Source organism: Lentzea sokolovensis (assembly GCF_033949975.1).
GTDB lineage: Bacteria > Actinomycetota > Actinomycetes > Mycobacteriales > Pseudonocardiaceae > Lentzea > Lentzea sokolovensis.
The window spans coordinates 308,807-334,516 of the sequence record NZ_JAXAVU010000015.1 but is presented as its reverse complement, the minus strand read 5'-3'; the positions used below and the strand labels follow the sequence as shown (position 1 = coordinate 334,516).

29 protein-coding genes and 1 tRNA gene are annotated in these 25,710 nt (G+C 68.7%); 13 read left to right on the top strand and 17 right to left on the bottom strand.

Going from position 1 to position 25,710, the window contains the following annotated elements; genetic code table 11:
- Positions 1–2 precede the first annotated feature (2 nt).
- The 3 genes from SK854_RS39980 to SK854_RS39970 are packed head-to-tail and all read right to left on the bottom strand — an operon-like array spanning position 3 to position 2,415.
- Positions 3–539 carry a chloramphenicol phosphotransferase CPT family protein gene (locus SK854_RS39980; protein ID WP_319980339.1) on the bottom strand — a complete coding sequence of 179 codons (537 nt, stop codon included), beginning with the start codon at positions 537–539 and terminating at the stop codon, positions 3–5.
- Positions 536–961 carry a GNAT family N-acetyltransferase gene (locus SK854_RS39975; protein WP_319980338.1) on the bottom strand — a complete coding sequence of 142 codons (426 nt, stop codon included), beginning with the start codon at positions 959–961 and terminating at the stop codon, positions 536–538. The genes SK854_RS39980 and SK854_RS39975 overlap by 4 nt, the downstream gene beginning before the upstream one ends.
- A complete protein-coding gene (locus SK854_RS39970) occupies positions 958–2,415 on the bottom strand; it encodes a S10 family peptidase (protein WP_319980337.1) in 1,458 nt (485 codons plus the stop codon). Before SK854_RS39970 ends, SK854_RS39975 begins: the two co-directional genes overlap by 4 nt.
- Before the next feature lie 30 nt (positions 2,416–2,445).
- Here SK854_RS39970 and SK854_RS39965 point away from each other — a divergent pair, with 30 nt between their 5' ends.
- The 11 genes from SK854_RS39965 (at position 2,446) to SK854_RS39915 (ending at position 10,320) form a co-directional block, all read left to right on the top strand.
- Positions 2,446–3,063, top strand: a complete 618-nt coding sequence (locus tag SK854_RS39965) for a uracil-DNA glycosylase (RefSeq protein ID WP_406601886.1) — start codon at positions 2,446–2,448, stop codon at positions 3,061–3,063.
- A 10-nt stretch (positions 3,064–3,073) separates the two neighbouring features.
- A complete protein-coding gene (locus SK854_RS39960; RefSeq protein WP_319980336.1) occupies positions 3,074–3,544 on the top strand; it encodes an SMI1/KNR4 family protein in 471 nt (156 codons plus the stop codon).
- A gap of 55 nt (positions 3,545–3,599) precedes the next feature.
- Positions 3,600–4,199: a DUF4129 domain-containing protein gene (locus SK854_RS39955; protein ID WP_319980335.1), complete on the top strand. Its 600-nt coding sequence runs from the start codon at positions 3,600–3,602 to the stop codon at positions 4,197–4,199.
- The gene (locus tag SK854_RS39950; RefSeq protein ID WP_319980334.1) at positions 4,196–4,546 is read left to right on the top strand and encodes a hypothetical protein; all 351 of its coding nucleotides are present in this window, start codon (positions 4,196–4,198) and stop codon (positions 4,544–4,546) included. Before SK854_RS39955 ends, SK854_RS39950 begins: the two co-directional genes overlap by 4 nt.
- Positions 4,543–5,484 (top strand): AAA family ATPase, encoded by a 942-nt coding sequence (locus tag SK854_RS39945; RefSeq protein ID WP_319980333.1) that lies wholly within the window; start codon positions 4,543–4,545, stop codon positions 5,482–5,484. Before SK854_RS39950 ends, SK854_RS39945 begins: the two co-directional genes overlap by 4 nt.
- Entirely contained in the window at positions 5,481–6,710 is a 1,230-nt protein-coding gene (locus SK854_RS39940) for a DUF58 domain-containing protein (RefSeq protein ID WP_319980332.1), read from the top strand. The genes SK854_RS39945 and SK854_RS39940 overlap by 4 nt, the downstream gene beginning before the upstream one ends.
- A complete protein-coding gene (locus SK854_RS39935; RefSeq protein ID WP_319980331.1) occupies positions 6,704–7,165 on the top strand; it encodes a hypothetical protein in 462 nt (153 codons plus the stop codon). Before SK854_RS39940 ends, SK854_RS39935 begins: the two co-directional genes overlap by 7 nt.
- A 142-nt stretch (positions 7,166–7,307) precedes the next feature.
- Positions 7,308–8,633 carry an NAD(P)/FAD-dependent oxidoreductase gene (locus tag SK854_RS39930; protein WP_093602649.1) on the top strand — a complete coding sequence of 442 codons (1,326 nt, stop codon included), beginning with the start codon at positions 7,308–7,310 and terminating at the stop codon, positions 8,631–8,633.
- A 266-nt stretch (positions 8,634–8,899) separates the two neighbouring features.
- Positions 8,900–9,022, top strand: a complete 123-nt coding sequence (locus tag SK854_RS39925) for a hypothetical protein (protein WP_256238980.1) — start codon at positions 8,900–8,902, stop codon at positions 9,020–9,022.
- Positions 9,019–10,125 (top strand): hypothetical protein, encoded by a 1,107-nt coding sequence (locus tag SK854_RS39920; RefSeq protein ID WP_319980330.1) that lies wholly within the window; start codon positions 9,019–9,021, stop codon positions 10,123–10,125. Before SK854_RS39925 ends, SK854_RS39920 begins: the two co-directional genes overlap by 4 nt.
- A 118-nt stretch (positions 10,126–10,243) precedes the next feature.
- Positions 10,244–10,320: transfer RNA gene (locus tag SK854_RS39915), tRNA-Leu, on the top strand.
- Positions 10,321–10,538: 218 nt separating this feature from the next.
- On the opposite strand, the gene SK854_RS39910 is transcribed toward SK854_RS39915, so the two are convergent.
- From SK854_RS39910 to SK854_RS39890, 5 genes are all read right to left on the bottom strand, one after another.
- Positions 10,539–11,399, bottom strand: coding sequence for a tachylectin-related carbohydrate-binding protein (locus SK854_RS39910; protein WP_319980329.1), 861 nt, complete (start codon positions 11,397–11,399; stop codon positions 10,539–10,541).
- A gap of 15 nt (positions 11,400–11,414) precedes the next feature.
- On the bottom strand, positions 11,415–12,770 hold the full coding sequence (locus SK854_RS39905; RefSeq protein ID WP_319980328.1) for a hypothetical protein: 1,356 nt from the start codon (positions 12,768–12,770) through the stop codon (positions 11,415–11,417).
- A 31-nt stretch (positions 12,771–12,801) separates the two neighbouring features.
- The gene (locus SK854_RS39900) at positions 12,802–13,851 is read right to left on the bottom strand and encodes a YncE family protein (RefSeq protein ID WP_319980327.1); all 1,050 of its coding nucleotides are present in this window, start codon (positions 13,849–13,851) and stop codon (positions 12,802–12,804) included.
- 283 nt (positions 13,852–14,134) lie between these two features.
- Positions 14,135–14,818, bottom strand: a complete 684-nt coding sequence (locus tag SK854_RS39895; RefSeq protein ID WP_319980326.1) for an SDR family NAD(P)-dependent oxidoreductase — start codon at positions 14,816–14,818, stop codon at positions 14,135–14,137.
- Positions 14,815–15,555 carry an inositol monophosphatase family protein gene (locus SK854_RS39890; RefSeq protein ID WP_319980325.1) on the bottom strand — a complete coding sequence of 247 codons (741 nt, stop codon included), beginning with the start codon at positions 15,553–15,555 and terminating at the stop codon, positions 14,815–14,817. The genes SK854_RS39895 and SK854_RS39890 overlap by 4 nt, the downstream gene beginning before the upstream one ends.
- 117 nt (positions 15,556–15,672) lie before the next feature.
- On the opposite strand from SK854_RS39890, the gene SK854_RS39885 reads away from it, so the two are divergent.
- Positions 15,673–16,515 (top strand): SGNH/GDSL hydrolase family protein, encoded by an 843-nt coding sequence (locus SK854_RS39885; RefSeq protein WP_319980324.1) that lies wholly within the window; start codon positions 15,673–15,675, stop codon positions 16,513–16,515.
- 40 nt (positions 16,516–16,555) lie between these two features.
- Here SK854_RS39885 and SK854_RS39880 read toward each other — a convergent pair whose 3' ends face one another.
- The 6 genes from SK854_RS39880 to pqqA form a co-directional block, all read right to left on the bottom strand.
- Positions 16,556–17,701, bottom strand: coding sequence for a PucR family transcriptional regulator (locus SK854_RS39880; RefSeq protein WP_319980323.1), 1,146 nt, complete (start codon positions 17,699–17,701; stop codon positions 16,556–16,558).
- An 18-nt stretch (positions 17,702–17,719) separates the two neighbouring features.
- The gene (gene pqqB / locus SK854_RS39875) at positions 17,720–18,601 is read right to left on the bottom strand and encodes a pyrroloquinoline quinone biosynthesis protein PqqB (protein ID WP_319980322.1); all 882 of its coding nucleotides are present in this window, start codon (positions 18,599–18,601) and stop codon (positions 17,720–17,722) included.
- Positions 18,598–19,677, bottom strand: a complete 1,080-nt coding sequence (pqqE, locus tag SK854_RS39870) for a pyrroloquinoline quinone biosynthesis protein PqqE (RefSeq protein WP_319980321.1) — start codon at positions 19,675–19,677, stop codon at positions 18,598–18,600. Before pqqE ends, pqqB begins: the two co-directional genes overlap by 4 nt.
- Positions 19,670–19,948 carry a pyrroloquinoline quinone biosynthesis peptide chaperone PqqD gene (gene pqqD / locus SK854_RS39865; RefSeq protein WP_319980320.1) on the bottom strand — a complete coding sequence of 93 codons (279 nt, stop codon included), beginning with the start codon at positions 19,946–19,948 and terminating at the stop codon, positions 19,670–19,672. The genes pqqE and pqqD overlap by 8 nt, the downstream gene beginning before the upstream one ends.
- Positions 19,945–20,640: a pyrroloquinoline-quinone synthase PqqC gene (gene pqqC, locus SK854_RS39860; RefSeq protein ID WP_093602629.1), complete on the bottom strand. Its 696-nt coding sequence runs from the start codon at positions 20,638–20,640 to the stop codon at positions 19,945–19,947. The genes pqqD and pqqC overlap by 4 nt, the downstream gene beginning before the upstream one ends.
- 88 nt (positions 20,641–20,728) lie before the next feature.
- Positions 20,729–20,851 carry a pyrroloquinoline quinone precursor peptide PqqA gene (gene pqqA / locus SK854_RS39855; protein WP_319980319.1) on the bottom strand — a complete coding sequence of 41 codons (123 nt, stop codon included), beginning with the start codon at positions 20,849–20,851 and terminating at the stop codon, positions 20,729–20,731.
- Positions 20,852–21,145: 294 nt separating this feature from the next.
- Between pqqA and SK854_RS39850 the strand changes: the two genes are divergently transcribed.
- Positions 21,146–22,180, top strand: a complete 1,035-nt coding sequence (locus SK854_RS39850) for a PQQ-dependent sugar dehydrogenase (protein WP_319980318.1) — start codon at positions 21,146–21,148, stop codon at positions 22,178–22,180.
- On the opposite strand, the gene SK854_RS39845 is transcribed toward SK854_RS39850, so the two are convergent.
- The 3 genes from SK854_RS39845 to SK854_RS39835 all read right to left on the bottom strand — a co-directional run bounded on the left by SK854_RS39845 (position 22,177) and on the right by SK854_RS39835 (position 25,476).
- A complete protein-coding gene (locus tag SK854_RS39845) occupies positions 22,177–23,325 on the bottom strand; it encodes a polysaccharide deacetylase family protein (RefSeq protein WP_319980317.1) in 1,149 nt (382 codons plus the stop codon). The two genes, SK854_RS39850 and SK854_RS39845, sit on opposite strands and share 4 nt — an antisense overlap.
- Before the next feature lie 70 nt (positions 23,326–23,395).
- Positions 23,396–24,103 carry a class F sortase gene (locus SK854_RS39840; RefSeq protein WP_319980316.1) on the bottom strand — a complete coding sequence of 236 codons (708 nt, stop codon included), beginning with the start codon at positions 24,101–24,103 and terminating at the stop codon, positions 23,396–23,398.
- Positions 24,088–25,476 (bottom strand): MSCRAMM family protein, encoded by a 1,389-nt coding sequence (locus SK854_RS39835; protein ID WP_319980315.1) that lies wholly within the window; start codon positions 25,474–25,476, stop codon positions 24,088–24,090. The genes SK854_RS39840 and SK854_RS39835 overlap by 16 nt, the downstream gene beginning before the upstream one ends.
- Positions 25,477–25,710 lie beyond the last annotated feature (234 nt).

The following is a 25,710-nucleotide window of genomic DNA, read 5'->3' as shown; positions in this document are numbered from 1 at the left end:
ACTCACCCGCGCAGCACGTCGAAGGCGCGCTGCGCGGGTGCCTGGCCGAGGAAGTCCTTGATGGCGAGCGCGCACTCCAGTGGGCTGTTCGTGCTCGTGTCGACCTCGAAGTCGTAAAGCCCGTGCTGGTGGACGCACTGGAGCTGTTTCGCCGCCACGCCAGGCACCCGGTCACCTCGTGCCCGTTCGCGCCGCTCCAGCTCGTCTGGAGGGCAATGCACGCCCACGAGGACGACGTCCAGGCCGTCCAGGACGGTGAGGCAGTCCTGAAGGCGCCACGGCTCGCTCAGCACGTGGTCGACCACGAGGTCGTTGCCCGCCTGCGCCATCCCCGCGACGGCACGGTGGAAGCCCGCTCTCGTGCGACGCAGGACCTCTGTGACCGCGGGCCCGTCGAGCTCCAGCGTGCGTTCGACCGCCCGCATGGCACCGAAGGCGTCGACCGCCAGGTGGAAGTACGGGGTGTCCAGCACCTTCAGCAGTTCCGCGGCGATGCTCGACTTGCCGGAGCTGGACGTCCCGTTGAGAAAGATGATCATCGGCTCAGGTCCGTGAGCGTCACCCCTGGAGCGACCTCGCGCGTGCCGATCTCGACGAACCCGCGCTTGCGGTACAGGGCGAGCGCGGGCTCGTTCTTCGTGCCGGTGCTGACCGTTTGCGGCCCCTGCGGCAGCTCGTCGAGCAGCTTCGACGCGATGCCGCGGCGATGCGCCCGCGGGTGCACGACCAGCCGGCAGATGTCCACAGTGGACCCGTCGAGCTGGTAGGACACCGCGCCGGCGAGACCTTCCTCGTCGTAGAGCCCGAGGAAGGTCTCGTCGCAGGCACGGAGTTCGTCGAGCGACTCGTGCAGCGGCGGGATGCCGTCGAAGCCGATGATCTCGGCCTCGACGGCGTACGCCAGCCGTTGCACCGTCCACACCTCGTGCAGGACGGTGTCGTCGGACAGGTCGAGGATCACGTGTTGGACGAGTTCCGCACGAACGCCGCGAGGTCCTCGGACTGCTGGATCCTGCTGGGCTCGTGGACGTACATCATGTGGCCGGCCGGGTAGTAGGCCGACTCGATGTTCGCCGTGAGCTCCTTCGGGATCTGCAGGTGCGCGATCAGGTGCTCGGCCGCGAAGTACGGCGTGGCGCCGTCGAACCAGCCGAACGCGACGTGCACCTTGAGGTGCGGGTTCGCCCGCATCGCCGCCGAGAGCTTGCCCGCCGTCGTGACGTGGCGGCCCTCGAACTCCTTGTACGACCAGTTCTCGATGACCCGCGCGAGAACCTCGTACGGCAGGTCGCTGGAGTAGCCGAGCTCGGCGTGCAGGTAGTGGTTGAGCACCGCGGAGTACGGGCCGAGGATCGCGTCGATGGACGGGTCCGCGGAGATGCCCTCGCGGCCGTAGTCGGTGTCCCAGCCGGTGAAGCGGGCGTCGATGCGGCCGACGGTCTTGCGGTCGCGGCGCAGCAGTTCGGTGAAGAACCGGATGTGCTCGATGCGCAGGTCGACCGCGTCCACGTACTCCTCGGACAGCCCGGTGAGCCGGGCGAGCTTCTCGATCGTCGCGGCCCGCTCGACGTCGGTGAGCCGGTTGCCGCGCGCGAGGGCGTAGGGGTAGTCGCGGACCGCGAACTCCTCGGCCTCGGCGAGCACCTCCTTGAGCGGACGGTCGCCGTGCAGGCCGTGGTAGTTGGCGATGGCCGCGTACGTCGGCAGGAAGAGCGTGTAGGCGAGGTCGTGGCCCTCGTTGAACTCCAGCGTCGCGAAGTCCAGCACCGAGGAGATCAGCATGAGCCCGTTGAGGTACATGCCGTGCTTCTTCTGCAGGTGCTCGGCCAGGCCGGCCGCGCGGAGCGTGCCGTACGACTCGCCGCAGAGGAACTTGGGCGACATCCAGCGGCCGTTGCGCGCCGTCCAGAGCCGGATGATCTCGGCGATGGACTCGATGTCGGGCTGGTAGCCGTGGTAGCTGCCGGGCTTCTCACCCTGCGCGGCCCGGGAGAACCCGGTCGACACCGGGTCGATGAACACGAGGTCGCTCTCGGCGAGCAGGCTCTCCTCGTTGTCCGCGATCCCGTACGGCGGCGCGGTGAGGTTGCCGACGTCGCCACTGAGGACCCGGCGCGGCCCGAGGAGCCCCATGTGCAGCCACACGCTGGCGGACCCCGGCCCACCGTTGAACGCGAACGTCACCGGCCGCTTCAGCGGGTCGGCGCCATCGAGTGTGTAGGTGGTGACGAAGACCTCGGCCTTGGGCTTGTGGCCCTCGAACACGCCGTCCTTCATCACCTCTTCCTTGAGCACGATCCGCCCGGTGGTGGCGGTGTAGTTCAGCTCGCGGCCCTTGACGGTGATGCTGTGCTGGGTGGTGACCAGATCATCAGCGGGAGACTCGGGCTTCTCTTCGGTCTTCTCCTCGGACATGGGAGCAACACTACGGAACTCGACGATCGAATAACGGCCTGCCGAGCCTGTCCACGCCTGGTCGAGTGGCGCGAGACCGTGGCTCGGGAGAAGCGCGCGGCGTTCATGGATTGGGACTACTGGGGCCGGCCGGTGCCGAGCTTCGGGCCGCTGGACGCCTCGCTGCTCATCGTGGGCCTCGCACCCGCCGCACACGGGGCGAACAGGACGGGCCGGATGTTCACCGGCGACCGGTCCGGCGACTTCCTGTACCGAGCGTTGTACGAGGTCGGCCTGGCCTCGCAACCCACGTCCGTGTCGCGGGACGACGGCCTGGAGCTCTACGGCGTGCGGATCGCGTCCCCGGTGCGGTGCGCGCCGCCCGCCAACAAACCGACACCCGCCGAACGTGACCGGTGCTCGCCGTTCCTGCGCGAGGAGCTCGGGCTGATGACGTCACTGCGGTCCGTGGTGGTGCTCGGGGCGTTCGGGTGGCAGGCGTTCCTGCCGTTGCTGGGGTCCGCACGGCCGAAGTTCGGGCACGGGGTGGAGGTCGAGCTCGGTGGCCTGCGGGTGTTCGGCTGCTACCACGTTTCGCAGCAGAACACGTTCACCGGGAAGCTGACGCAGGAGATGCTTCAGGACGTGCTGAAACGGGCCTCTGCCTAGGATGCGCGGCGTGAAGTTCTGGACCGACGGCACCTACGGCGTGCAGCCACCTCTCACCGACGAGGCCGTCCGTGAGGCGGAGGCGTTGCTCGGCGTGCGGCTGCCGGAAGCGCTGCTGGAACTGCTGCGCGTGCAGAACGGCGGCGGAGTGGTCGACGAGCGGTCGGCGTTCCCGAGCGAGCCGAACTCGTGGGCGCCGGACCACGCTCCGTTCGACAGCCTGATGGGCATCGGGACCGCCGGGCGCGCGATGTCGTTGCTCGACACGCCCTACCTCGTCGAGGAGTGGGGGCTGCCGTCGCCCGTCGTGCTGCTGACCGGGGACGGCCACTGGTGGATCGCCCTGGACTACCGCACGTGCGGTGCGGACGGTGAGCCGTCGGTCGTCTGGCTCGACGCCGACGACGAGTCGGAGCTGGTGCTGGCGCCCGACTTCCGGTCGTTCCTGGCCGGTCTCGTGCCCGCCGAGTCGTTCGACTAGCGAGTTGACCAAAAGGATCATCCCAACCCCGCTGGTGCGTGCGAGGCTGTCCGGCATGAGGTGGTGGCGGGCCGGGGTGGCGGTGGCGGCGTTGCTGATCGTCGTCGTCGCGGCCAGTGGCACGTCGCCGATCACCTTCGTCAACCGGCTGGACGGCCGGCCGCCGCCGCAGGACCGCGAGGCGCAGCTGGACGTCCCGATGCCCACCGAGCTGCCGGACGCGCTCGCCGTGCCGGTCACCGTGTACCTGGTGCTGCTCGCCGCGCTGGTCCTGTTCGGACTGGTCGGGATCATCCTCGCGTTCGAACTGCCCCGCTGGCGCCGTCCCCGAGGTGTGCGTGGCGTGGAGGTCGAGAGCGGTGAGGTCGGGGAGTCGGCGGTCGTGCGGCGCGTCGAGAAGGCGTTGCAGGAGTTCACCGAGCATCCGAACCGGCCGCCGCGGGACGCCGTGATCGCCGCCTGGCTCGCGCTCGAAGCCGCGGAGCCCCGGCAGCCGCACCAGACGCCCACCGAGTTCACCGAGAAGCTCGGTGTGGACGCCGTCGTGCTCAAGGATCTCTACCGGCGCGCGCGTTTCGGGCACGAGGACGTGACGGCCGCGCAAGCTCAGCAGGCGCGACAAGAGTTGAGCCGCATCGTCCGGGAGCTCGCATGAAGACCGTGCTGGCGCTGGTGGTCGGGGTGATCATCGGCGTGGTGATCTGGTGGCTCGGCGCCTCACCGGCGTGGGCCGCGGCGCTGGCGGTGCCGCCGACCGCGTTCGGCGTGCTGGTCACCAGGTTGCCGCACGCCACCGACATCGTCTGGAGTTCGGCGCCGCCGCCGCCCGGTTCGATCAGCAGCGCGCACGCCAGCACGCTCGCGAGCCGGTTGGAGGAGGCGGCGAACGAACCGCGGCGCTACCAGGAACGGTTCCGCGCCCGGTTCGCACGACTGGGGATCGAGGCGTCCGAGATGCCCGATCCGAAGACACTCGCGGAAAGGCTCAGGAGGGTCGAGTGACCATCGCACACGAGGCCGAGGCGGTCCTCGACGAGATCGGCAAGGTCGTCGTCGGGCGCACCCGCACGCTGCGGCTCGCGCTCGCGGCCGTGCTGGCCGGCGGGCACGTGCTGCTGGAGGACGTGCCGGGCCTCGGCAAGACGCTGATCGCGCGGTCGCTCGCGCAGGCGTTGAGCCTCGACTTCCGCCGCCTGCAGTGCACGCCGGACCTGCTGCCCGCGGACGTCACCGGGTCGTTCCTCTACGACCCCGGCAGCCGCGAGTTCGAGTTCCACCAGGGACCCGTCTTCGCCGGTCTGCTGCTCGCCGACGAGATCAACCGCACGCCGCCCAAGACGCAGTCCGCGCTGCTGGAAGCCATGCAGGAGCGGCAGGTCACCGTCGAGGGGCGCACGTTCCCGCTGCCCAAGCCGTTCCACGTGCTCGCGACCTCGAACCCCGTCGAGTACGAGGGCACCTACCCGTTGCCCGAGGCGCAGCTCGACCGGTTCCTGGTGCGGCTCGACATCGGTTACCCGCCCGTGGACGAGGAGATCGAGGTCCTGCGGCGGCGGATCGCGCGGCAGCGGGAAGAGGCCGAGGTGCCGCCGGTGCTGGCCCAGGGCCGGCTCGCCGAGCTCCAGGCCGAGCTGGAGAAGACCACAGTGGACGACGATCTCCTGCGGTACTGCGTCGATCTGGCCGTGTCCACGCGCAAGCACCAGTCCGTCGAGGTCGGCGCGTCCCCGCGAGGTGCGCAGGCGCTCGTGCTCGTCGCCCGCGCACTGGCCATTTTGGACGATCGCGCGTACGTGACGCCCGAGGACGTCAAGGAGTGCGCGGTCGCCGTGCTGGCGCACCGGCTCGTGATGAAGCCCGAGACGTGGACGTCCGGCGTGAACGGCGTGCAGGTCGTCACCGAACTGCTCGGCAAGGTTCCGGGCCCGCCCAGCTCATGAGCAGAGCGGACAAGATCCGGGAGGCCTTCGCCCAGTCGCACGGCGCGCACTGGCATCCGACGGACGCCTACACGCGCGCCGTCTGGCTGGGCGTGGGGCTCGCCGTCGGCGGGATGTTCCTGCACCAGGTCGAGCTGGTGCTGTTCGGCGTGCCGCTGATCCTGTCCGTGCTGCTCACGGCCAAACCGAAAGGCACGCCCACGGTCAGCGTCCGGCCGGTGCCGCGCGGGGCGGGCGCCGGTGTCGTGCACACCGTCGCGCACCTCGACGGCGCGGACGCCGAGATCGCCGTGGTCAAGCTGCCGGGCGTCGTCAAGGCGGTCCCCGCGCACTCGCCCGACCTGCCCGTGGAGATCCGGCGCGACGCGTGGGGTCCCGGTGTCGACCTGCGGCTCGACCACCTGTTCGCCGGACCGGACGGCATGCACGTCTACGGACCGATCGTCGGCACCGAGCACGTCCGCACGATCCTGCCGCCGGTCGAGCACCACCCCGCCGGTCCGCTGCCGCCCCGGCCCGCCGGTCTGGTCGGCATCCACCGCTCGCCCCGCGCCGGCGACTCGACCGAGCTGCGCGACATCAGGGCGTTCCAGCCGGGGGACAGGCTCAAGCGCATCGACTGGCGCGTCACGACCCGCACCGGCACCGTGCACGTCCGCGAACGGCACGCCGAGGCCGACGCGGAGATCGTGCTGGCGCTCGACACCCGTGCCGACGTCGGCGCGGACGTGGCGGAGTGGGCCTCGCCGCACTACGGGGCCACGACGCGTCCCGGCGGCAGCCTGGACCGGGCGGTGCGGCGGGCGGCGTCGATGGCCGCGGGCTACCTGCGGCAGGGCGACCGGGTGGCGTTGATGGACCTGTCGCGCCCGCAGCTCAACGTGCGTTCCGGCGTCGGGCGGCGGCATCTGATGCGCATCCGCACGCAGCTCGTCGTGTGCGTGCAGGCCGCCGGGTGGTCGTCGCGAGTGGCGTTGCGCAAGCTCCCGCACGGATGTGTGGTCGTGCTGCTGTCGCCGTTCCTCGACGACGACATCGCGGAACTGGCCGTGCAGACGCGCAAGCACGGCCACGTGGTGCTGGCGATCAACACGCTGCCGTTGGAACTGAAACCCGACCAGGAGACGGCGTGGGGTGAGGCCGCGGCCGAGATGATCTCCGCCGAGCACCGCCTGCGGCTGCGGCGCATGGCCGAGCACGGGGTGGCGGTGACGCGCGAATGCTGATGCGTCTGGCGATCGTGCTCGCCGCGTTGCCCGTGGCGCTGGTCCTGCACCTGGAGTCCTCGTCGATCGCGCCGTTGCTGATCGTCTCGGCGCTGACGGTGCTCACCGCGCTCATGCCGGGAAGCGCGTGCGCGGCCCTGCTGATCGGCTACGCGGCGCTGGTGATGGCGTTCGCCGACGGGCACCCGTTGCGGCTCGGCGTGTTGATCATGATTCCGGCGCTGCACCTCATTCACCTGACGTCCGCGCTCGCGGCGGTCGTTCCGGTGAAAACGAAAATCGAGCTCGCTGCGCTGAAAGCACCAGCGCGCCGGTTCGCCATTGTCCAAGTGATCACATTTGTCGTCACGGCCTTCGCGGCGTTCGTCCCATCGGGTGCCGGGATCGGGCTCGTGGAGGTGCTCGGACTGGGGGCTCTGACGGTCGTGATCGGGGTCGTCGCGCTGAGGATCTGAATCGTCCCTCTCAGGGAGAACGCCTCAACTTTGACTCAAGTCGCAGGTCAGCCGCGATCGTGTCCGGCGTCACCGCGCGACGGTAGTCACAACAGCCCCTTCGGACGCGCGAAAAAGGGGGTCCTGGTGCGACCATGTGTGTATGGCTGCTGTGAAGTCGCACCCCACTCGGATTGTCATTGTCGGCGGTGGGTACGTCGGGATGTACACGGCTCTCGGACTGCAGAAGAAACTGCGCTCCGGTGAGGCGTCCGTGACGGTAATCGACCCGCAGCCGCACATGACCTACCAGCCCTTCCTGCCTGAGGCGGCGGCCGGCTCGATCGAGCCGCGCCACGTCGTCGCTCCACTGCGCAAGGTGCTCAAGCGCTGCCACGTCGTCACCGGCCGCGTCACCAAGATCGAGCACGCGCGCAAGATCGTGACCGCCGAGCTGTCGGACGGCCACGTCGAGGAGATCGAGTACGACGTGCTCGTCTCCGCGCTGGGTGCGATCTCACGCACGCTTCCGATCCCCGGCCTGGCCGAGGTCGGCATCGGCATGAAGACGATCGGCGAGGCGATCTACGTCCGCAACCACGTGCTGTCGCGCCTGGACCAGGCAGCGAGCACGAACAACGCGGAACTGCGCAAGAAGCTGCTCAGCTTCGTCGTCATCGGTGGTGGCTTCGCGGGCATCGAGACGCTCGCCGAGCTTGAGGACATGACGCGGTATGCGCTTCGGTACTACGAGGGCATCAAGCCCGAAGAGATGAACTGGGTCCTGGTCGAGGCCGCCGGGCGGATCATGCCCGAGGTGTCCGCCAAGCTCGGCGCGTGGACCGTCGAGGCGCTGGAGAAGCGCGGCATGAAGATCTACCTCGACACCCGTGTGAAGTCGCTCGAGGGAGGCCACGTCATCCTCGACGACGGCACCGAGTTCGACTCCGACACGATCATCTGGACCGCCGGCATGAAGGCGAACCCGGTGCTGCGCAACACGGACCTCCCGCTCGACGAGCGCGGTCGCGTCCGGTGCACCGCCGCCATGCAGGTCCAGGGCCTCGAAGGCGTGTGGGCCGCCGGTGACTGCTCCGCGGTGCCGGACCTCTCGCGCACCGAGGAGGACCCGACGGCGACGTGCGTGCCGAACGCGCAGCACGCCATCCGTCAGTCGAAGCTGCTGTCGAAGAACATCGTCGCGTCGCTGCGCGGCCAGAAGCCGAAGGACTACTTCCACAAGTACCTCGGCTCGGTCGCGGGCCTCGGCCTCTACAAGGGCGTCGCGGACGTGTTCGGCCTGCGCTTCAAGGGCGTGCCGGCGTGGTTCATGCACCGCAGCTACCACGTCGCGTTCATGCCGACCGTGAACCGCAAGCTCCGCGTGCTGATGGACTGGACGCAGGCGCTGTTCTACGGACGCGAGATCGTGGCTCTGGGCCAGATCAACGACCCGAAGTCGGACTTCGATCGCGCAGTGCAGTCCTGAGGTTGTCGACACGAGCGCTCTTCTCGTGTCGACAACCTCAGGACACTGCTTCTAGGAGTGACACTGAGCTTCACTCTCTGTGAGTGACGCGTGCCCCGGACGATCTCCTCGTTCGGGGCACTTCGCTGGACTCCAGGCGGAACTTAAGCGCCCAATCGGAGTAAAGCTCCGGGGGTCGCCTTGACATTGCGTTACGTGTTTCGGAGACTACGGCTGGTGCATCACCTGAATGCGTGATTCGCCATGTGGGGAGAGAGGTGATCCCGATGTCTCTCGAGGAGCTGGCCGCACAGCTTCGTCGTGGCGAGATCGAGGACCCCGCGCTGGCGCAGTACGCCGCAGAGTACGCGCAGGCGGGGCAGGTTTTCCGCAGCAAGAAGGACGATTGAGCAGGTCGGCTGACGGGCGGGTGCCAGGTGCCCCGTCCGAGGCTGCCAGACCACTTCTGCTCCAGGGTCAGGAATATCTCTTCCGCTCCCCGCCCAAGTGTCTGGACTTCCAGGAACAGGTCCACCGCCTCGGCATGGTCGACGAGGGCGACGGCAACCCGCAGCCCTGCGTGCTCGTCCTGGCCCGCGCAGCCGACATGGAGATGAACGAACTCTCCATCGCACTGGCAGAACGCGGCATCCGGATGGCCCGAATCGACGCCGACCGCTGCGTCGACCTCCCCCTCTCGGTCTACACCGACCAGCCGCTGGTCGAACTGGACCGCTGGCTCCTGCGCCCCCTGCTCGTCTGGCGCCGCCACTTCGAACTCTCCGCGGTCCCGGTCGAACCGGGAACCCTGGCCGGCGCCTACGCGGTCGACCAATGGGCCTCAGTGGCCAACTGGCTGTCCTCACGCTCCGACTGGGCTCACGTGAACCCGTCACGCTTCTCGACGCACCTGGACCGTCTCACGCAGCTTTCCGACGCCAGCGCGTTCGGCTTGCGTGTACCGCGCACGGCCGTGACGACACGTCCAGGCCGCACGCGCCCAGGCGGCGGCGCCTGCATCGTCAAAACAGCCGGCAGGCACCTCCTCGAACCGCGCCCGGGCGTGCAACACGGCCTGTTCCCACGCCCGCTGGAAACCTCCAGGGCCTCCGACGCCCCCGAACCCGCACCGGTGATCGTCCAGGAGTACGTCCCCTCGGACACCGAACTGCGCGTGTTCGTCGTGGGCGACCGCTGCATCGCCTACCAGGTCGACAAGCTCGACCCGGCCCAACTCTGGGTGGATCCCGACGCCGTCCGCGTCACGCCGACCTCGGTCCCGACGTCCCTCTCGGACAGGCTCTTCGCCCTGGCCCGCCATTGGCGCGTGCAGGTGGCGGCGTTCGACCTGCTCGTGACCGGCAACGGCGACCACGTGTTCCTGGAGATCAACGTCAACTGCGACTGGCGCTGGTTCGAACACAGGGCAGGCGACAACAGCGTCTCCGCGGCCGTGCACGACTGGGTGGCGCTGCGTTTCAAGGAGCTGCTCGGAGCGGGGAGGGCACGCTGATGTTCGGGACCGTTCGACGCTTACGCGGATGCTCGCTCTAGTCCAATTCGCTGGGCCGCTCGGGCGAGAAAAGACCATCGGCTCACACAAGCCGACGATCAACGCCTAGGCTCACCGCGCCCCCGTAGCCCAATCGGTAGAGGCAGGTCCCTTAAAAGGATCACAGTACGGGTTCGAATCCCGTCGGGGGCACCAACAGCATCCGCTCGGGATCTGGTGCCTGATCAGGCAATTCGCCGGTTCTCAGCGTGGTTTCGCGGTCGTCTGAACGAGGTCCGCTCCCCTCCGAACGGTGTCCGGAGAGGAGCGGAGAGTAATCGTTAGTTGATCTTGGTCAGCGTTCAGGTGGACGCCGAGCCGAGTGAGCGGCGTGTCGAAGGTGTGGTCTTGGTCACGACGCCCCGCTCGTCAGGTCAGTTCTTCTTCACCTGGTTGAGCCGCGTGATCACGGCCCCGCCGTCCTGCATCCCGAACGAGTTGCAGGCGGTGTCCCACGGGAACCGGCTGCACGCGTTGGTCTGCACGACGACGTCCTGCTCGCTGTTCCACCCGCTTCCGATGATCTTGGCGTTCTTCCACGCGTTGGTCACCGGGTTGTAGCTGTACCAGAGCAGGTTTCCGTTGTTCTGGTTCACGGCGTAGAACGTCTCGCCGCCGGCCGAGCTGAAGTTCTTCAGGTTCTGCCACCCCGTCGTGACGGGGGAGGCCGGCGTGAACCACGTCGCGGTCGGGCCGGACCAGAAGTTGATGTAGTAGCGGTACATCGCGCCGGCCGCGTTGCGCGCGTAGACGACGCCACGGCTCGTTGCGACGATCGCGTTGTACTGGGTCAGGCCCGTGGCCAGCAGTGCGCCCTGCACCGCCCACTGCTGGGCGGTGAAGTTGAAGTAGTGCGCCTTGAGGTTGCCTGCGGCGTCGAGCGTGTAGATGACGCCGTCCTCGTCGACCGAGATCCGGTAGCGGGTGTTGGCCGCGGTGTAGGACCAGCCCTGGCCGAGCACGAGGTACTCGTTGCCGTTGAAGCTGTCCCACGTGGTTCCGTTGTAGTGCAACAGTCTCAGCTCACCGCCGGTGGTGATGCTGAACGTCCAGCCGCTCGGGCCGGCGAGCACGCGGCCCTGCCAGCCCGCGCCGATCTGGTAGCTCTGGCCCCAGGCGAAGGTGCCGGTGGCCGGGGTCGAGTGTTCGAAGCAGTACAGGTCGCCGGCCGTGTCGCACGGATAGACCGGAGCGAGGCCGTAGCGGGCCGACAACGTGGTGCTGGGTCCTGGCATGTCTCACTCCACCCCTCAGAGGTTCAGCATGGCGGTGCAGGCGTCGAGAACCAGACGCTCGGTGGACCCGGCCGCGGCGGCGCCGCTCGGGTTGAACTTCAGCGGTGACGGCCAGGCGTAGAAGGTCGTCCACGAGCCGGGGCCCGACATCTGGTCGTCGTCGGTCCAGCCGGCCTCGTAGCCCCAGTGCTTCGACTCACCCGCTTGCAGGACGTCGTGGCCTGCGACGTAGCCCTCGGTCTCGTTGGCGTAGGCCATGATCCACAGCCAGCCCGGGGTCTGGTTCTGCAGCGTCACCGCGTACTGGGAGAGGACCTCGTGCGACATCGCGAGGATGTTCAGGCCGCCCAGGTTCCAGCGCTGGATGGGCATCGGGAACACCTTGGGCAGGCCGGGGCCGACGAACTTCTCGATCATGACCTCGGCGTGGCGGTACGCGAAGTCGTTGGGCGGGAACGTGTCCAACCGGTTGTTGTAGGAGTTGCGAGCCCTGATCGCGGCGGCCGGGTCGCCGAAGTCCACCTGCAGCGGGATGTTGATCTCGTTGTAGTAGGTGGCGACCGGGCCGGTGACGGCGTTCCAGCCACCCGAGTTGACCATGGACACGACCGCGTTGCCCAGAGTGGTGCCGAGGCTCGTGACCTGGCCGGGGGAGTGCGGGTCGTTGGGCTCCTGGTCGCCGGCGGCTCCCTGGAAGAACAGGGTCTGGACGCCCAGCGCGTTGCTGATCACGTCGGTGGCGGCGCCGGGGTAGTCGCTGCAGAAGACCCTGTCGTTGCCGCGCGACACGGCGTGACAGGCGTATCCGAACAGGACGGTGTGCAGGCCGTTGTCGCTCGAGCGGCGGGCGATCAGCGCCGAGATCGTGGTGAGGACGTGGGGTTCCTCGGCGCGGTTGTAGCCGATCGTCGTGTTGCCTTCCTTGTACCACAAGGTGACCGGCGTACGGGCCATCGCGACGGTCTGCTGCACGAGGGCGATCATCTGGTTGATGAACACCGTGGTGGTGCCCTCGATCGCGGCGATGTCCGCGGGCGAGAGTTCCATCATCACGTACGGGCTCGGGCTCGTCGTGCCGATCATCGGGCCGGAGTGGGTGTGGCTGACGATGATCAGGAAGTTGCCGTTGTTGTTGCCCACCAGCGGAAGCACGGCAGTGCGGATCGCCTGGTGGACGTAGCGCGGGATGCTCACGACGTCGACGCGCAGCAGGACCTTGGGTCCGCTGCCGTCGTCGATCACGACGCACTGAGCGCGCAGCCTGCGGTCGACCACGCCCTGGTTGCCGCGGGGCGCGCCGCAGTAGCCGCCCATCCAGAGGCTGGGGTAGGTCGGCCACGAAGGGGTGTAGTCCAAGGTCTTGACGGACATGGAGAAAGGCATCTCGGGTTCCCTCCGGCGCTCAGGCGGTCTCGACGAACGCGACGCAGGTCGGCGTGTTCGAGTTGGGGGTCGACAACGAGCTGTCCGGCTTGCCGGTCGAGGTGTCCGCGGAGGTGACCTTGCGGTTCTTCTTGTCCAGAACGAACGCGCGGCCACCGTCCTTGCTCATCGTCAGAGGACCGTTCGCCTTGCCGTTGCCCTCCTTGGTCCTGACCTTGTTGGAGTTGATGTTCACCGTCACCAGCTGGGAGTCGGTGCTGCGGCCCGTGTAGAGGCTCACCACCGCGAATGTCCCGTTCGGGTGCACGGCCAGACCGCAGGGCACGCCTTCGAGTTCCGTCGAACCGGTCTTCCCGCCGCGCAGGTCGAACGTGATCAGCTCACGCGACGACGCCACGTACAGGCTCTTGCCCTTGGGGTCGATGGCGAGCTGCATCGGCGACTTCTCGGTCTTGAACGAGCCCGACACGGCGTTCTTCGCGGTGTCGATGATCGTGATGCCCTTGGCCCGTTCGTCCCCCACGAACAGCTGCTTGCCGTCCGGCGTCAGCGCCAGCGTGCGCGGCAACAGGCCTGCCCTGATCAGCGCGCGCACCTCGCCGGTCGCCGTGTCCACCACGGCCACGTGACCGCGGGAGCCCCCGCCGCCGCTGGACCCGGTCGCGACGTAGACCGTCTTGCCGTCCGGCGAGACGATCAGTTCGTTGGCGAACCCCCCGACCGCGACCTCACCGGTCACCCGGCCGCCGTCCACGTCCACGACGCTCAGTCCCGGCCCGAAGACCGTCCCCACGTAAGCGCGCAGACCGTCGGGCGAGCCCGCGATCCCGTTCGGCTGGCCGTTGACGGCGACGATGGTCTGCTCGCCGGTCAGGCTCGGGTCGGCCAGCTGCAGGATCCCGTTGCCGAGCGGATCCACGCTGCCGATCAGAAGTTTCTTGCGGGCGGCCGCGGGCGCCGCGTTGGCGGCTCCGGCGAACAGGCTGTGGCCGACGACGCCCACGGCGGCACCGCCGAGTGCGGCGGTGAGGAGCGTGCGTCGGGAAACTGCTCGGTACTCAGATGTCATGTCGTCCGTCCCCCTCTGGTCCAGTGCGACTGGTTGAGGTTTCGACGAGAAGGACGTGCCTGTTATCACTCTGGGTAGGCAAATTTTGACATGTGACCGAGTTGAGACATTTCATAGCCGATGGATACGGACCGTGTGCGCTGAGTTACTTATCGCTTGTGACCTGGTTTTTTATCGCCTATCGATGAACACTTCCGGTGGGGTCTTTGTGCCCTGTCGGTCCTGTACGAACTGATGTACAACGCGGGCGCGACTACTTACTGTCACACCGAGGTGACTGCGGTCACCAGGTCGGCCGCGCGGTCACTCCTCCGTCCACCACGAGATCGTGGCCGGTGATCCACTTCGCCAGGTCGCTGGCCAGGAACACGCACGCGTCGCCGACGTCCTCGGGAGTGCCGAGACGGGTGAGCGGTGCCGCCGCACGCCACCGGGCGACGCCTTCCGGCCACTGCTCCTCGATGCCCGGCCGCGCGATCAGGCCAGGCGAGACCGTGTTGATCCGGATGCCACGCGGCCCGTACTCCAGTGCGGCCGCTCGCGCGTGCATGATCAGGCCGGCCTTCGAGGCCGCGTAGTGGGCGTGGCCGGGAGCGGGGTGAGTGCCCTCGATCGACGCGATGTGCGTGACGGAGCCGCCGGCCGGGAGGTGCGCGACGGCGGCCTGGGTGACGGCGAACGGGGCCGTCAGGTTGACGTCCACGACGAACCGCCACTGCTCGGGTGTCATGTCCGGCAACGGCTCCACGGGTTGGACGCCGGCGTTGTTGACCACCGCGTCCAGCCTGCCGTGCTGCGCGATGACGTCGTCGACCACACGCTGGGCCGACGTGCGCAGGTCGCCGTCCTCGACGCCCCGGTGGCGGACGACACGGGCGCCAGCGGCCTCGAACCGGAGCGCGATGCCGGTGCCGATGGTGCCGCCGGCGCCGGTGACGAGCACGACCTTGCCGCTGAGATCGATCACGAGACGATGCCTTCCATTCGTTCGGCCAGCCAGCCGACGATCTCACCCCGGCCGGCGACGAAGCCGTTCGTGCCGATCTCGCGGAACTCCCCGCCCGCCTCGCGGACCAGGACCGCGCCCGCCGCGACGTCCCACGGGTGGATGCCGATGTTCGCCGCCGCGTCCGCCCTGCCCGTCGCGACCCACGCGAGCGACAGGGCCGTCGAGTAGACGCGGCGCACGTCCGCGACAGCCAGAAGATCGCTCAGGAGTTCCATCTCGCCCTGGTACGGGCTGCCGGGCAACGGGATGTCGGTCAGCACGAGTGGCCGCGGGCTCGTGCCGGGCGGGATCGTGAGGCCCGAGGAGGTGACGCGGAACGGGACGCCGACCGCCGCCGTGAACAGCTCGTCGCGGAACGGGTCGAGCACGCAGCCCGCGACCAGCGTGCCCTCGACGGCCGCCGCGACCGAGATGCACGACAACGGAATGCCGCGCACGAAGTTCCGCGTGCCGTCGATCGGGTCGACGTACCAGGTGAGCGGGGCGGACGAGCTGCCCAGTTCCTCGCCGACCACGGCCGAGCCGGGAGCACCGGAGACCAGGGCCGCCCGCAGGAACGCCTCCACCTCCAGATCGGCCGTGCTGACCTGGTCGAAAGTGCCCTTCGACGACACGTCGACGCGCATGTCGCGCAGCAGCTTTGCGGCGTCCACGCAGGACTGCGCGGCCAACGTCAGGAGTTCCCCAGGAGTCACGGGGCCCATTGTGATCGGTCACAAACACGACCGGATGACTCTGGGCAACGTCCCACCCGCACAAGTGACCTGAGCCACCACGATGAGCAGACCTGACAACGGCGTTGGAGGATCGGGATGCGAATCGTGGCCGGGTTGGCTGTCGTGGCGATGTTGGTCGCCGGAACAAGTGCCGCGCAGGCGGACACCCTCGACTACGTGGCTCTGGGCGACTCGGCGGCGGCCGGTCCGCTGATCCCGAACCAGGACCCGGCCCTGTGGTGCCTGCGCAGCGATCGGAACTACCCGCAGATCGCCGCGAAGCTGCTCGGCGCGACGCTCACCGACGTCACGTGCTCCGGGGCGAAGACCGACGACTTCGCGGGCCGCCAGTTCGGGTTCGTCGCGCCGCAGTACGACGCGCTGAAGCCCACCACCGACCTCGTGTCGCTGACCATCGGCGCCAACGACATCGGCCTGTTCCAGACCGCGCTGAGCTGCATCAACCTCCTGCCGGAACCGGTCGGCGTCTCGTGCCACGACCGCTACAACGCCGGCGGCACCGACCAGCTCGCCCAGGCCGTCGACGCGTGGGCGCCGGAGTTCGGCGCCGCGCTGGACGAGATCAAGCGCCGCTCGCCGAACGCGAAGCTGCTGGTCAGCGGCTACGGCACCTACATCAGGCCCGGCGGCTGCTACCCGCGCCAGCCGGTCTGGGGCCGCGACGGCGACTACCTGCAGAGCGTGATGAACAGGATCAGCGCGACCGCCAAGGCCGAGGCCGCCAAGCGCGGGGCGACGTTCGTGGACTTCGCGGCGGTGACCGTCGGGCACGACATCTGCGCGGCGCCCGCTGACCGCTACCTGGAGGGCCTGATCCCGACGACGATCGCGGCGCCGCTGCACCCGAACGCGGCCGGTATGAAGGCCTTCGGCACCGCGGTGGCGAAGGCAACCGATCTTGTCGGACCCGCTGCGTAGGTTGTGACGCAGGGGTTCCCAGCCAGGGGGTACCCCTGCGTCAGCGCGCCCTCCGCGCCGCCAGTGCTGCCGCGAGCAGCGTGACGTGCTCGATCCGCGTCGGATCCAGCCCGGTCAGCTCCGCGACCCGCCGCAACCGGTAGTCCACGGTGTTCGGATGCACGTGCAGCTCCGAAGCTGCCGGTCGCCGCGACCCGCGCCGCAGATAGACCTCCAGCGTCTGCACGAGTTCCTCGGTCAGCGGCCCGACGATCGCCGCCAACGGTCCGAGGGCCGCGCTCGGCCGGGACAGCTGGTACTCCAGCAACACGTCGGCGAGCCGGTAGAGGCCCGGGCCCGACCGCACCGCGACGGCCAGGACCTCGCGCGCCAGGACCGCGGCGGCCGCGACCTCGGAGGGTGAGGCCGCGACCGCCGCCACCGTCACCGGGGTCCCCGCCGAACGGGTCACGTCCGCCACGATCCGTTCCAGCGGTGGGTCCTCACCCGGCAGCAACGCGAGACCGCCATCGGGCGTGAGCGACGACAACACCGGCTCGCGGCTGTGCCGTTCCAGCTCGGTCCGCAGGCGGCGCAGCTTCCGCCGCCCGGCGACCGCCGCGTCCACCCCGTCCAGCAGCTCGTCCGGATGCGGCGGGATGTGCAGCGCCAGCACGACGTACGGTCCTGACGCCTCAACGGTTCCGGAGAGCAGACCGGTCAGCAGCGTGGCACGCGCCGAGCGTTCGTCGTCGAACATCGTCTGCCGCTCGTCGAGGTACCCGGCGCTCACCACGGGCGTCACGAGCTGCAAGTACCGCAGCGCCAACGCGTTCAGCGCGAGCACGTCCGCGACCTCCTCGGGACGCGCTTCTGGCACCAGCGTCTCCCACACGACCTGGATGCCCACGTGGTACGCCGTGAGCACCACGTCGATCGGCACGCCCTCCTCGGCCCGCCGTGCCGCCGACTCGCGCAGGAACCGCAGTTCGTCCGCTGAAGGCAACTCACCGGTGGCGAGCACGGCCGCGAACGCGCGCAGGGCGTGCTCGGTGACGCGGAAGATGTCGCCGTCGAGCTCCTCCGCGGGCAGCTGGGCGTACGCGGGCACGCGCTCCACCAGCGACGCGATCACCTGCCGCACGAACGACGGCATCTCCGCGACGAGTCGCGCTGCCAGCGGCCGGCCACCGATCACGTAGGACATCCGGTGATTGTGGCCGATCTACAGCTCGATCACCGTGCCGTCCAACGGAACCTCGACACCGGCTTCGCGGACCTTCGAGAACTCCGGCGACGACGGGTCGAGCACCGGGTTGGTGTTGTTCAGGTGCGTGTAGATGCGCCGCACGGACGGGAATCGCCGCAGCTCAGGCAGACTCGCGGACATCGGCAGGTGGCCCATCGCCGCCTGACCGGACGAGCTGCCGGTCGCCGAACCCATCTCCGAGGCCGCGTAGAACGTGCCGTCCAGCAGCACGCAGTCGGCCCCGGCCACCACCTCGTCGAAACCGGAGGGCCACGACGCCAGACAGGGCGCGTAGACCAGCACGCCACCGGAATCGAGATCCTCGAACCGGTACGCGACCACCCAATGCCCGTCCACAGTGGACGAACGGGCGTACTTCGGCCGCTTGCCGCTGATCGGGATCGCCGACACGCGCACCCCGCCGAGCGAGAACGACTGGTCGGCCTCGACCTGACGCCACGCCACCGGCGCATAGCCGTCGATCACCGTGCGCAGGTCGAACTGGTCCTGCAACGCGTGCAGCACCGGGCCGGGAGCCCACACCGTCAGGCCCGCGCCCCCTCGCAACGTCAGCAGCCCGAGGGTGTGGTCGAGCTCCGCGTCGGTGAACAGGGCACCGCGCAACGGGGTGTCGCGCGCGCCGGGGCCGGGGTCCAGGAACGAGCAGGCGGCGATCTGCGTCCGGATGTCCGGAGAAGCGTTGACCAGCCACCAGTCCGTGCCGTTGCCGCTGATCGCCAGGCAGTCCTGGGATCGCGACGGCAACGCGCCGGAACGAGCGCGCACGCACAGGGCGCACGCGCAGTTCCACTGCGGGAAACCGCCACCCGCCGTCGTGCCGAGCAGAACCGCTTTCACCGCATCTTCCTCATCGCCATCGCGGGCACCTCTGCCGGTGCCATCTCGGTCTCCAGGATCAGGTCCACAGTGGACCGTGCAGGGGACAGGGAACACACGGGGTCGGTCGCGGCGGCGTCGCCGGTCAGTTGGAACGCCTGACAGCGGCACCCACCGAAGTCGATCTCCTTGCGCGGGCACGAGCGGCACGGGTCCCGCATCCACTCGAACCCGCGGAAGGCGTTGAACGACGGCGAGTCGTGCCAGATGTCGTGCAACGAGGAGTCGCGCACGTTCTCGATCGTCAGCGACGAGATCACCGTGGCGGCGGGACAGGGGAGCACGTCGCCGTTCGGTGCCACCGTCAGCTGCCGTGCTCCCCACCCGTACATGCAGGGTTTCGGGTGGGCCTCGTGGTAGTCCGCGATGACGTAGACGATCTCCATCCGTCCCCGCAGGCGTTCCTGCGCCGCGGCCACGATCGGGTCGGCGACGGCGAGCTGTTCGCGAGTGGGCAGCAGCACCGCGCGGTTGCGCAGTGCCCAGCCGTAGTACTGGGTGTTGGCGAGCTCCAGGCGCTCGGCGCCCATCTGCTCCGCCATCGCGATGATGCCGGCGATGTTGTCGAGGTTCTGCCGGTGCAGCACGGTGTTGACCGTCAGCGGCAGGCCCTCGTCGAGAACGTGGGCCGCGGCCTCGATCTTCCGGTCGAACGCCTTGATGCCCGCGATCCGGTCGTTGCCCTCCTTCGTCGCGTCCTGAAGAGAGAGCTGCACGTGATCGACGCCGAGAGAAGCCAGCTCCCGCAACCGATCGCGCGAGAGACCGACTCCCGACGTGACGAGGTTGACGTAGCAGCCGAGGCTGTTCGCGTGTGCCACCAACTCAGGCAGGTCCGGCCGCAGCAGCGGTTCGCCGCCGGACAGGTGGATCTGCAGGCAGCCCAGCGACCGGGCCTGGTCGAACACCCGCCGCCAGTCCTCGGTCGACAGCTCGGCGTCGCGCCGTACCAGCTCCAGCGGGTTCGAGCAGTAGCCGCACTGCAACGGGCACCGATGCGTCAGCTCGGCCAGCAGGCCGAAAGGAGCCTCAGCCATCGACGTCCACCACCCTTCGTTCGACCATGCGGGCGACCAGCGAAGCGATGTCCTCGGGCTCGACCCCGTCGTACTCGTCCGCCAGCACGACGGCTATGTCGCCGACGGAACGGACGCCATCACAAAGCGCAACAACGGAGGCCGCGGTCTCGTTCAGCACCAGCACGCCCTCGGGGAACAGCACGACGTGCGCCTCCCGGATCTGGTCGTAGGTGCACTTCACGCCGCGCCGGATTCGCGGCACGGCGTCCAGCGCGACGGCGGTCGTCACGGCCTGCCCTTGCCCGAGTAGTAGTCGACGGCGTCCAGCACGGCCCGCAGCACGTCGCACTTGAACGACAGCGCGTCGACGGCGGCCAGCTGCTGTTCGCGGGTGAGCGAATGGGCGACCACGATGTCCACAGTGGCCTGTCCTTCCCCTGCGACCGCCTGGATGCGGTTCGTGAAGTAGGCGAAACCCTCCTCGGCGATCCACGGGTACTGCTCCCGCAACGCCGCCAAACGCTTGCGCATCAACGCCCCCGAGAACATCTCGGTGAGGCCGGAGGCGATGGCCTCGACCCACGGCTTGGTGCGCGCGAAGTTCACGTAGGCGTCGACGGCGAAACGCGTGCCGGGCAGTACATGGCGTTCGTCGAGCACCTCCTCCCGCGTCAGCCCCACGGCTTCCGCGAGGCGGATCCAGTTCTCCGCACCGCCCTCGCCCGGCTGCGTGCCGTCGTGCCAGACGATCCGCTCCCGCCACTGACGGCGAATTTCCGGCGACGGGCAGTTCGACAGGATCGCGGCGTCCTTCTGCGCGATGCAACGCTGGTAGTACCAGCGGTTCGCGGCCCAGGCCTGCAACTCGTGCTTGCTCAGCTGACCGGCGTGCATGCGCAGGTGGAACGGGTGGCTGTCCCAGTACCGGGGTGCGAGGGCGCGCAGCTCGGCGACGAACTCCGCGGGAGAGACGGCAGTCATGGTCGGAAACTCCTCGGTCTACCACGAACGACGCGCGGGAGCCGGGGTTCCCGGCGCTAGCTGAGGAACCCCGGCGCGAAGCCTGACGTCAGCTGCGAGCCGCGTAGGCGGTGACCTCCATCGGCGTCTCGAAGTCGCGGAAGTCCGGCTTGACCCACTCGCGCCTGACCTCGGGAAGTGTGGTCTCGGTGGTGGTGACGGCAACGTTCATGGCGCAACTCCTCGGGTGTCCTGCCCGCAAGCCCGGGGTGGGCGAGCAAGCGCTTTCCGTTGGGGGCGCGGCGGCTGACCACACGGTAGGTGGTCAGGCCGTGCACGGTCTAGACCGTACATAAAGTTACCTGAAGTCATCGGGTGGATCGTGGCGTTTCACCTGCTCAGCAGCGATGCATGTTCCGGAACATCGGGTCACCGTTGCGGGTGCCTGCGATCTGTGATTGCGTAAATACGCCCTGCAACACCGCCGCCGCCGCCCTAATCCACGAGCGGACCCGAAGGAGAGCACATGCGTGCTCGTCGTATCGCAGCCGTGGCGGCCTGCACTGCCGTGGCCGCGTCCCTCTGCGTGATGCCCGCCTCTGCCCAGGACGATCCCTCTGTCCTGGCCGAACGGACACTCGCCACGAAGCTGGACATCCCGTGGGACATCGAGTTCCTGCCGGACGGCAGTGGCATCTTCACCGAGCGGGACACCAGGAAGATCAAGAAGATCTCGGGCACGACCGTGACCGAACTGGACACGGTGGAACAGGCCCAGACGACCGGCGGTGAGGGCGGACTGCTCGGCCTCGCCGTGTCGAAGAGCTTCGCGACCGACAACTCGGTCTTCATCTACTACTCGACGGCGAGCGACAACCGCGTCGCCAAGCTGCAACTCGGCGGTACCCCGCAGCCGATCGTGACCGGAATCCCCAAGAACCGCTACCACAACGGTGGCGGTCTCGAATGGGGTCCGGACGGTTTCCTGTGGGCCACCACGGGCGACGGCCAGAACACCGCCAACGCGCAGAACTGGAACTCGTTGGGCGGCAAGGTCCTCCGCTTCGACACCGCGGGCAAGCCCGCTGCCGGCAACCCTCGCGCCGGCAGCGTGGTCTACTCGATCGGCCATCGCAACGTCCAGGGCATCACCTGGATCGGCAACACCGCGTACGCCACGGAGTTCGGCAACAGCAGGACCGACGAGATCAACCGGATCGAGGCCGGCAAGAACTACGGCTGGCCGACGTGTGAAGGCAACTGCAACACCGCGGGCATGACGAACCCCGTCAAGACGTGGTCCACCAGCCAGGCCGGTCCGACCGGCATCGCCTACTACAAGAACGCCCTGTACGTCGGCGCGGTCACCGGCAAGCGCGTGTGGAAGATCCCGGTGAACGGCACCACGCTCGGCACTCCGCAGGCGGTGTTCACGAGCTACGGCCGCGTGCGCGCGGTGGCTCCGGCGCCGGACGGCACGCTGTGGCTGGGAACGTCCAATCAGGACGCCAACGGCTCACCGGGCGCGAACGACGACCGGATCATCTCCACCGACGGCTAGTTGCGGGCAGCGGGCATCCGGCGGAGCTGATCCAGCACCGCCGGATCCTGCAGCTGCATCCACTGGATCACCTCGGTGTAGGTGGCGCACACCGTCTCCGGCCTGTCGCACACGAACTCCATGAACTGCTCCATCGCCGTCGAGAACGCGTTGCCGTTCCACTCGTTGAAGTGGTTGCCGACGACGATCGGCGCGCGGTTGCCGTTCAACGCGGCCTGGTGCACCGACTTGTACGTTTCGAGGACGATCTGGACGAAGTCGGCCGCGCGCTCCGGCTGTTCCTTGGCCTGGTTGAGCGAGTACCAGAGGTTGAAGTCCATCATCACGACCTGCTTGCCCAGCCCGGGAACGCGCACCTCGGGCATCGGGAACTCGTACAGTCCGTTCTGGACGGTCGGCCACTGCACGCCGAGTGCGACCTTGCTGGTGTCGTAGACGAGCCCGTGCGAGGCCATCGCGGGGAAAGCCTGGTCCCAGTTGCCTTCCAGGCACGGCGTCCGTCCACCTCGGACGGCATCGGCCGGCAGGTTGAGGCCGGCGGCGCGTGACTTGTCCACGATCTGCTTGAACTGGTCGAGCTCCGCGTTCCAGGCCGCCGTGTCCCACTTGTCGACCGACGGCTGGGAGCCGTTCGAGCAGAAGTGGCCGTTGTAGTGCGTGCCGATCTCGTGGCCGTCGGCGATCACCTGGTTCAGGTAGCCGATGCGGGCGGTGATGTCCTGCCTGGTGCCGCCGAACGAGATGTCGGACAGGCCGCGCTTGAGGCCGCCGGGCGGCTGGTACTGGTTGCCGTCCTGGTCCGCCAGCATGTAGACGCCGGAAAGCAGGCCGGTGACGTGCGCGTTCTTGGCCTTCGCGATCGGCAGGATCTTGTCCCAGTGCTGTTTCGACACCGCGCCGTCGAAGGAGAAGAGCACGAACTGCGGGGGCTTCTCACCCGGTGCGAGCTTGTGCATCCACGACAGCTTCTGCATCTGTTCCTGGGTGGCCGCGGGCACGGTCGGCGTGGGCCCCGCGTCCTTGGGAGCGGGCAGTCTCGGTGCCATCGGCAACGGGCCGGAGTCCGCCTGAGTCGTCTGCTCCTCGTGCGACCCCAGGGTCATCACCATCACCAGAACCAGCACCAGAGCCAGGCCCGTGGTCAACCATCCCCACCGCTTCACACCTTAGGAGACGACTGATTACCCGAACGGGTTGCGCGAGGTGCTCGATTGGTCACTGAACGGGTTCGGCGATGACCACTCGGTTCGCCTCGTACCCCTGCTGGCCGCCCACCCAGGTGCCGCCGCAGGTGACCAGAACGAGCCGGTGCGGGCCACGCGGGCCGAAGAACTCGACGGCGCGTGCCGGGAGTTCTTCCTTGCGGACCGTCTCGATCTGCTTGATGCGGAACTTGAACTCCTTGCCCCCGCTGTCGGCGATCACGACCTCACGGCCGTTCTGCGCCTGCCACAGCTCCGCGAACGGGCCCTTCGCGCCCTTCCAGTCGACGTGCCCGGCCAGCACCGTGGCTCCCTCGGCACCCGCGAGCTCGGTGCCCCACCAGGTCGCCTCGCCGATGCCGTCGGGCACCGGCAGCACGCCGTCCTTGACCTCCTTGCGCACCAGCGTGGCCGAACCGCCCGAGGGCAGCCGCACGGAACCCGGACCGGCCTTGGGCGGTGCGGGCTGCTGCTGCGCGGTGGGTTCGACGGGCCTGGCGTTGGCCGTGTTCGCCCCGCCGAGCAACCCGGTGAGGTCGGGACCGCGGCCGGTGCTCAGGCTGTCCGCCACCGGTCCCGGTCCGACGACCGGGATCTCGTCCGCGACCGCGTGTCCTTTGAGGACCTCGGTCTCGGACGTGGTGACCAGCACGCTGGCGGCGGCGATGCCCGCCACCAGCGTGCCGGTCAGAAAAGCCCTGGGACTCACTGCCTGCGCCACACCAGGAAGCCTGCCAGCGCCGCGCCGAGCAGCACCAGGCCACCCACCGTCAGCATCAGGCCCGGACGCAGCTGCGTGTCGAACGACGCGGTCGCGACCGGCGTCTGACCGTCCGCGCCGGCGGGGATCGTGCTGGGCACGACCGGCTTGTTCGGCTTGTTCACCATTTCGAGCGCGAGCGTCTGACCCGCCGCGACCGTGCCGCACGAGGCAGGCGGCGCCTTCGGGTCGAAGAACTCCTCGTACCCCTTGGGGGCGGCCACCTCGACGAGGCAGATCTCCTGCGGGGTGCGCAGGTCCGGCACCTCGACCGTGCCGTCGGGGCCGGTCTGCAGCACCAGCGGCTTGCCGTCCGTGCCGACCAGGTCCGTGTCGTCCTGCTTCTTCGCCGCGGCCGTCTGGTCCTTGGCCGTGACGCGCAGCGCGACGCCCGCGATGGCCTTCTTGGTCTCGGAGTCGATCTTCGTGATCTTCACGGCGCCGGGCGCGGTCTTGGCCTGGCCGTTCGCGGCGGCGTTCAGCTTCGCCTCGCCACCGGTCGTGACCATGCGCTGCATGTTGTCCGTCTGGATGGGGAAGTGCACGACCGGCTTGGGTGCCGGGGCGGCCGCCACCGCCGCGATCGCGGGCTTCGGGCCGGTCGGGATGATCTTCACGGTCGCCGCCTTGCCGTCGGCGCCCGTGGTGGCCGTGCCGCTGGTCTTGCCGTCGGCCAGCTTGGCGTCGGTCAGCGTGAAGTCGATGGGGGCGTTCGTGACGCCCTTCTCGTCGGCCTTGACCAGGGACAGGGTCCAGGTGGACTCCGTGTCGATGATCAGCGGTTCCTTCGGCGCGACGGCGGTGAGCGTCCACGGACCGCGGTTGGCCACGGCGTCGTCCTGCAGGCGCTTGACGGTGTCCATGACGGACTGCGGCAGCCGCGCGGCGTAGAAGGGAGCGTCGTAGGCGAGGAACTTCGGGTCGGTCGTGTCGAGCCGCACCGCGCCGTCCGGAACCGACGTCCAGCTGTGCAGCAGGTGCGCGAGGGCCGCGGCCTCGTCCGGGGACTTGGTCGTGGAGTAGCGCAGCAGCAGGTAGGAGATGTTCGCCGCGATCTCCGGAGCGAGCTTCTTGCCCGCCTTGGTGAGCAGCTCGTCGCCTTCCTTGTAACCGACGGCGCTGTCCGGCGCGGGCAGTGCGTACTGCACGCACCACACCTGCTTGTCCTGCCAGATGTATGACCCGTGCCACTCACTGCCCGGTGTGGCGTTGGGCTGGAGCCCTGACGCGTTGTGGCCGATGCCCTTGACGCCGACCGCTGACGCCGTCGCGGGAACGGTCAGGAGCGCGAGCCCCGAAACCATCGCCACGGCGGCCAGACGTTTCCAGCCCATGATGAATCGTGATCCCCTCTGACCTGTGTAGATCCCGCGTGCGAGCTTGTCGGTCCCCCAGACCGGGGACAAGCCGCCACGAGGAGGAAGTCTCTCGCTACCCAGCGTGTGAACGTGATTGGAATGTGACGGGCCTTACGTCCTTCGGGTCAGACACGCCGCGACACGCCGTAGTCGCATAACGCTCTGGAGTTGGCGCAGTATTTGCGCACGCGTGATCGTCGTCGGGGGTAA

What these genes read in the sequence shown, in the direction of transcription:
- SK854_RS39900 (WP_319980327.1), bottom strand. Translation starts at nt 13,851, where the DNA reads ATGACATCTGAGTACCGAGCAGTTTCCCGACGCACGCTCCTCACCGCC.
- SK854_RS39925 (WP_256238980.1), top strand. Translation starts at nt 8,900, where the DNA reads ATGTCTCTCGAGGAGCTGGCCGCACAGCTTCGTCGTGGCGAGATCGAG.
- pqqC (WP_093602629.1), bottom strand. Translation starts at nt 20,640, where the DNA reads ATGACTGCCGTCTCTCCCGCGGAGTTCGTCGCCGAGCTGCGCGCCCTC.
- pqqA (WP_319980319.1), bottom strand. Translation starts at nt 20,851, where the DNA reads ATGAACGTTGCCGTCACCACCACCGAGACCACACTTCCCGAGGTCAGG.
- SK854_RS39930 (WP_093602649.1), top strand. Translation starts at nt 7,308, where the DNA reads ATGGCTGCTGTGAAGTCGCACCCCACTCGGATTGTCATTGTCGGCGGT.
- pqqE (WP_319980321.1), bottom strand. Translation starts at nt 19,677, where the DNA reads ATGGCTGAGGCTCCTTTCGGCCTGCTGGCCGAGCTGACGCATCGGTGC.
- SK854_RS39835 (WP_319980315.1), bottom strand. Translation starts at nt 25,476, where the DNA reads ATGGGCTGGAAACGTCTGGCCGCCGTGGCGATGGTTTCGGGGCTCGCG.
- SK854_RS39940 (WP_319980332.1), top strand. Translation starts at nt 5,481, where the DNA reads ATGAGCAGAGCGGACAAGATCCGGGAGGCCTTCGCCCAGTCGCACGGC.
- SK854_RS39955 (WP_319980335.1), top strand. Translation starts at nt 3,600, where the DNA reads ATGAGGTGGTGGCGGGCCGGGGTGGCGGTGGCGGCGTTGCTGATCGTC.
- SK854_RS39885 (WP_319980324.1), top strand. Translation starts at nt 15,673, where the DNA reads ATGCGAATCGTGGCCGGGTTGGCTGTCGTGGCGATGTTGGTCGCCGGA.
- SK854_RS39880 (WP_319980323.1), bottom strand. Translation starts at nt 17,701, where the DNA reads ATGTCCTACGTGATCGGTGGCCGGCCGCTGGCAGCGCGACTCGTCGCG.
- SK854_RS39950 (WP_319980334.1), top strand. Translation starts at nt 4,196, where the DNA reads ATGAAGACCGTGCTGGCGCTGGTGGTCGGGGTGATCATCGGCGTGGTG.
- SK854_RS39850 (WP_319980318.1), top strand. Translation starts at nt 21,146, where the DNA reads ATGCGTGCTCGTCGTATCGCAGCCGTGGCGGCCTGCACTGCCGTGGCC.
- SK854_RS39905 (WP_319980328.1), bottom strand. Translation starts at nt 12,770, where the DNA reads ATGTCCGTCAAGACCTTGGACTACACCCCTTCGTGGCCGACCTACCCC.
- SK854_RS39910 (WP_319980329.1), bottom strand. Translation starts at nt 11,399, where the DNA reads ATGCCAGGACCCAGCACCACGTTGTCGGCCCGCTACGGCCTCGCTCCG.
- SK854_RS39980 (WP_319980339.1), bottom strand. Translation starts at nt 539, where the DNA reads ATGATCATCTTTCTCAACGGGACGTCCAGCTCCGGCAAGTCGAGCATC.
- SK854_RS39970 (WP_319980337.1), bottom strand. Translation starts at nt 2,415, where the DNA reads ATGTCCGAGGAGAAGACCGAAGAGAAGCCCGAGTCTCCCGCTGATGAT.
- SK854_RS39935 (WP_319980331.1), top strand. Translation starts at nt 6,704, where the DNA reads ATGCTGATGCGTCTGGCGATCGTGCTCGCCGCGTTGCCCGTGGCGCTG.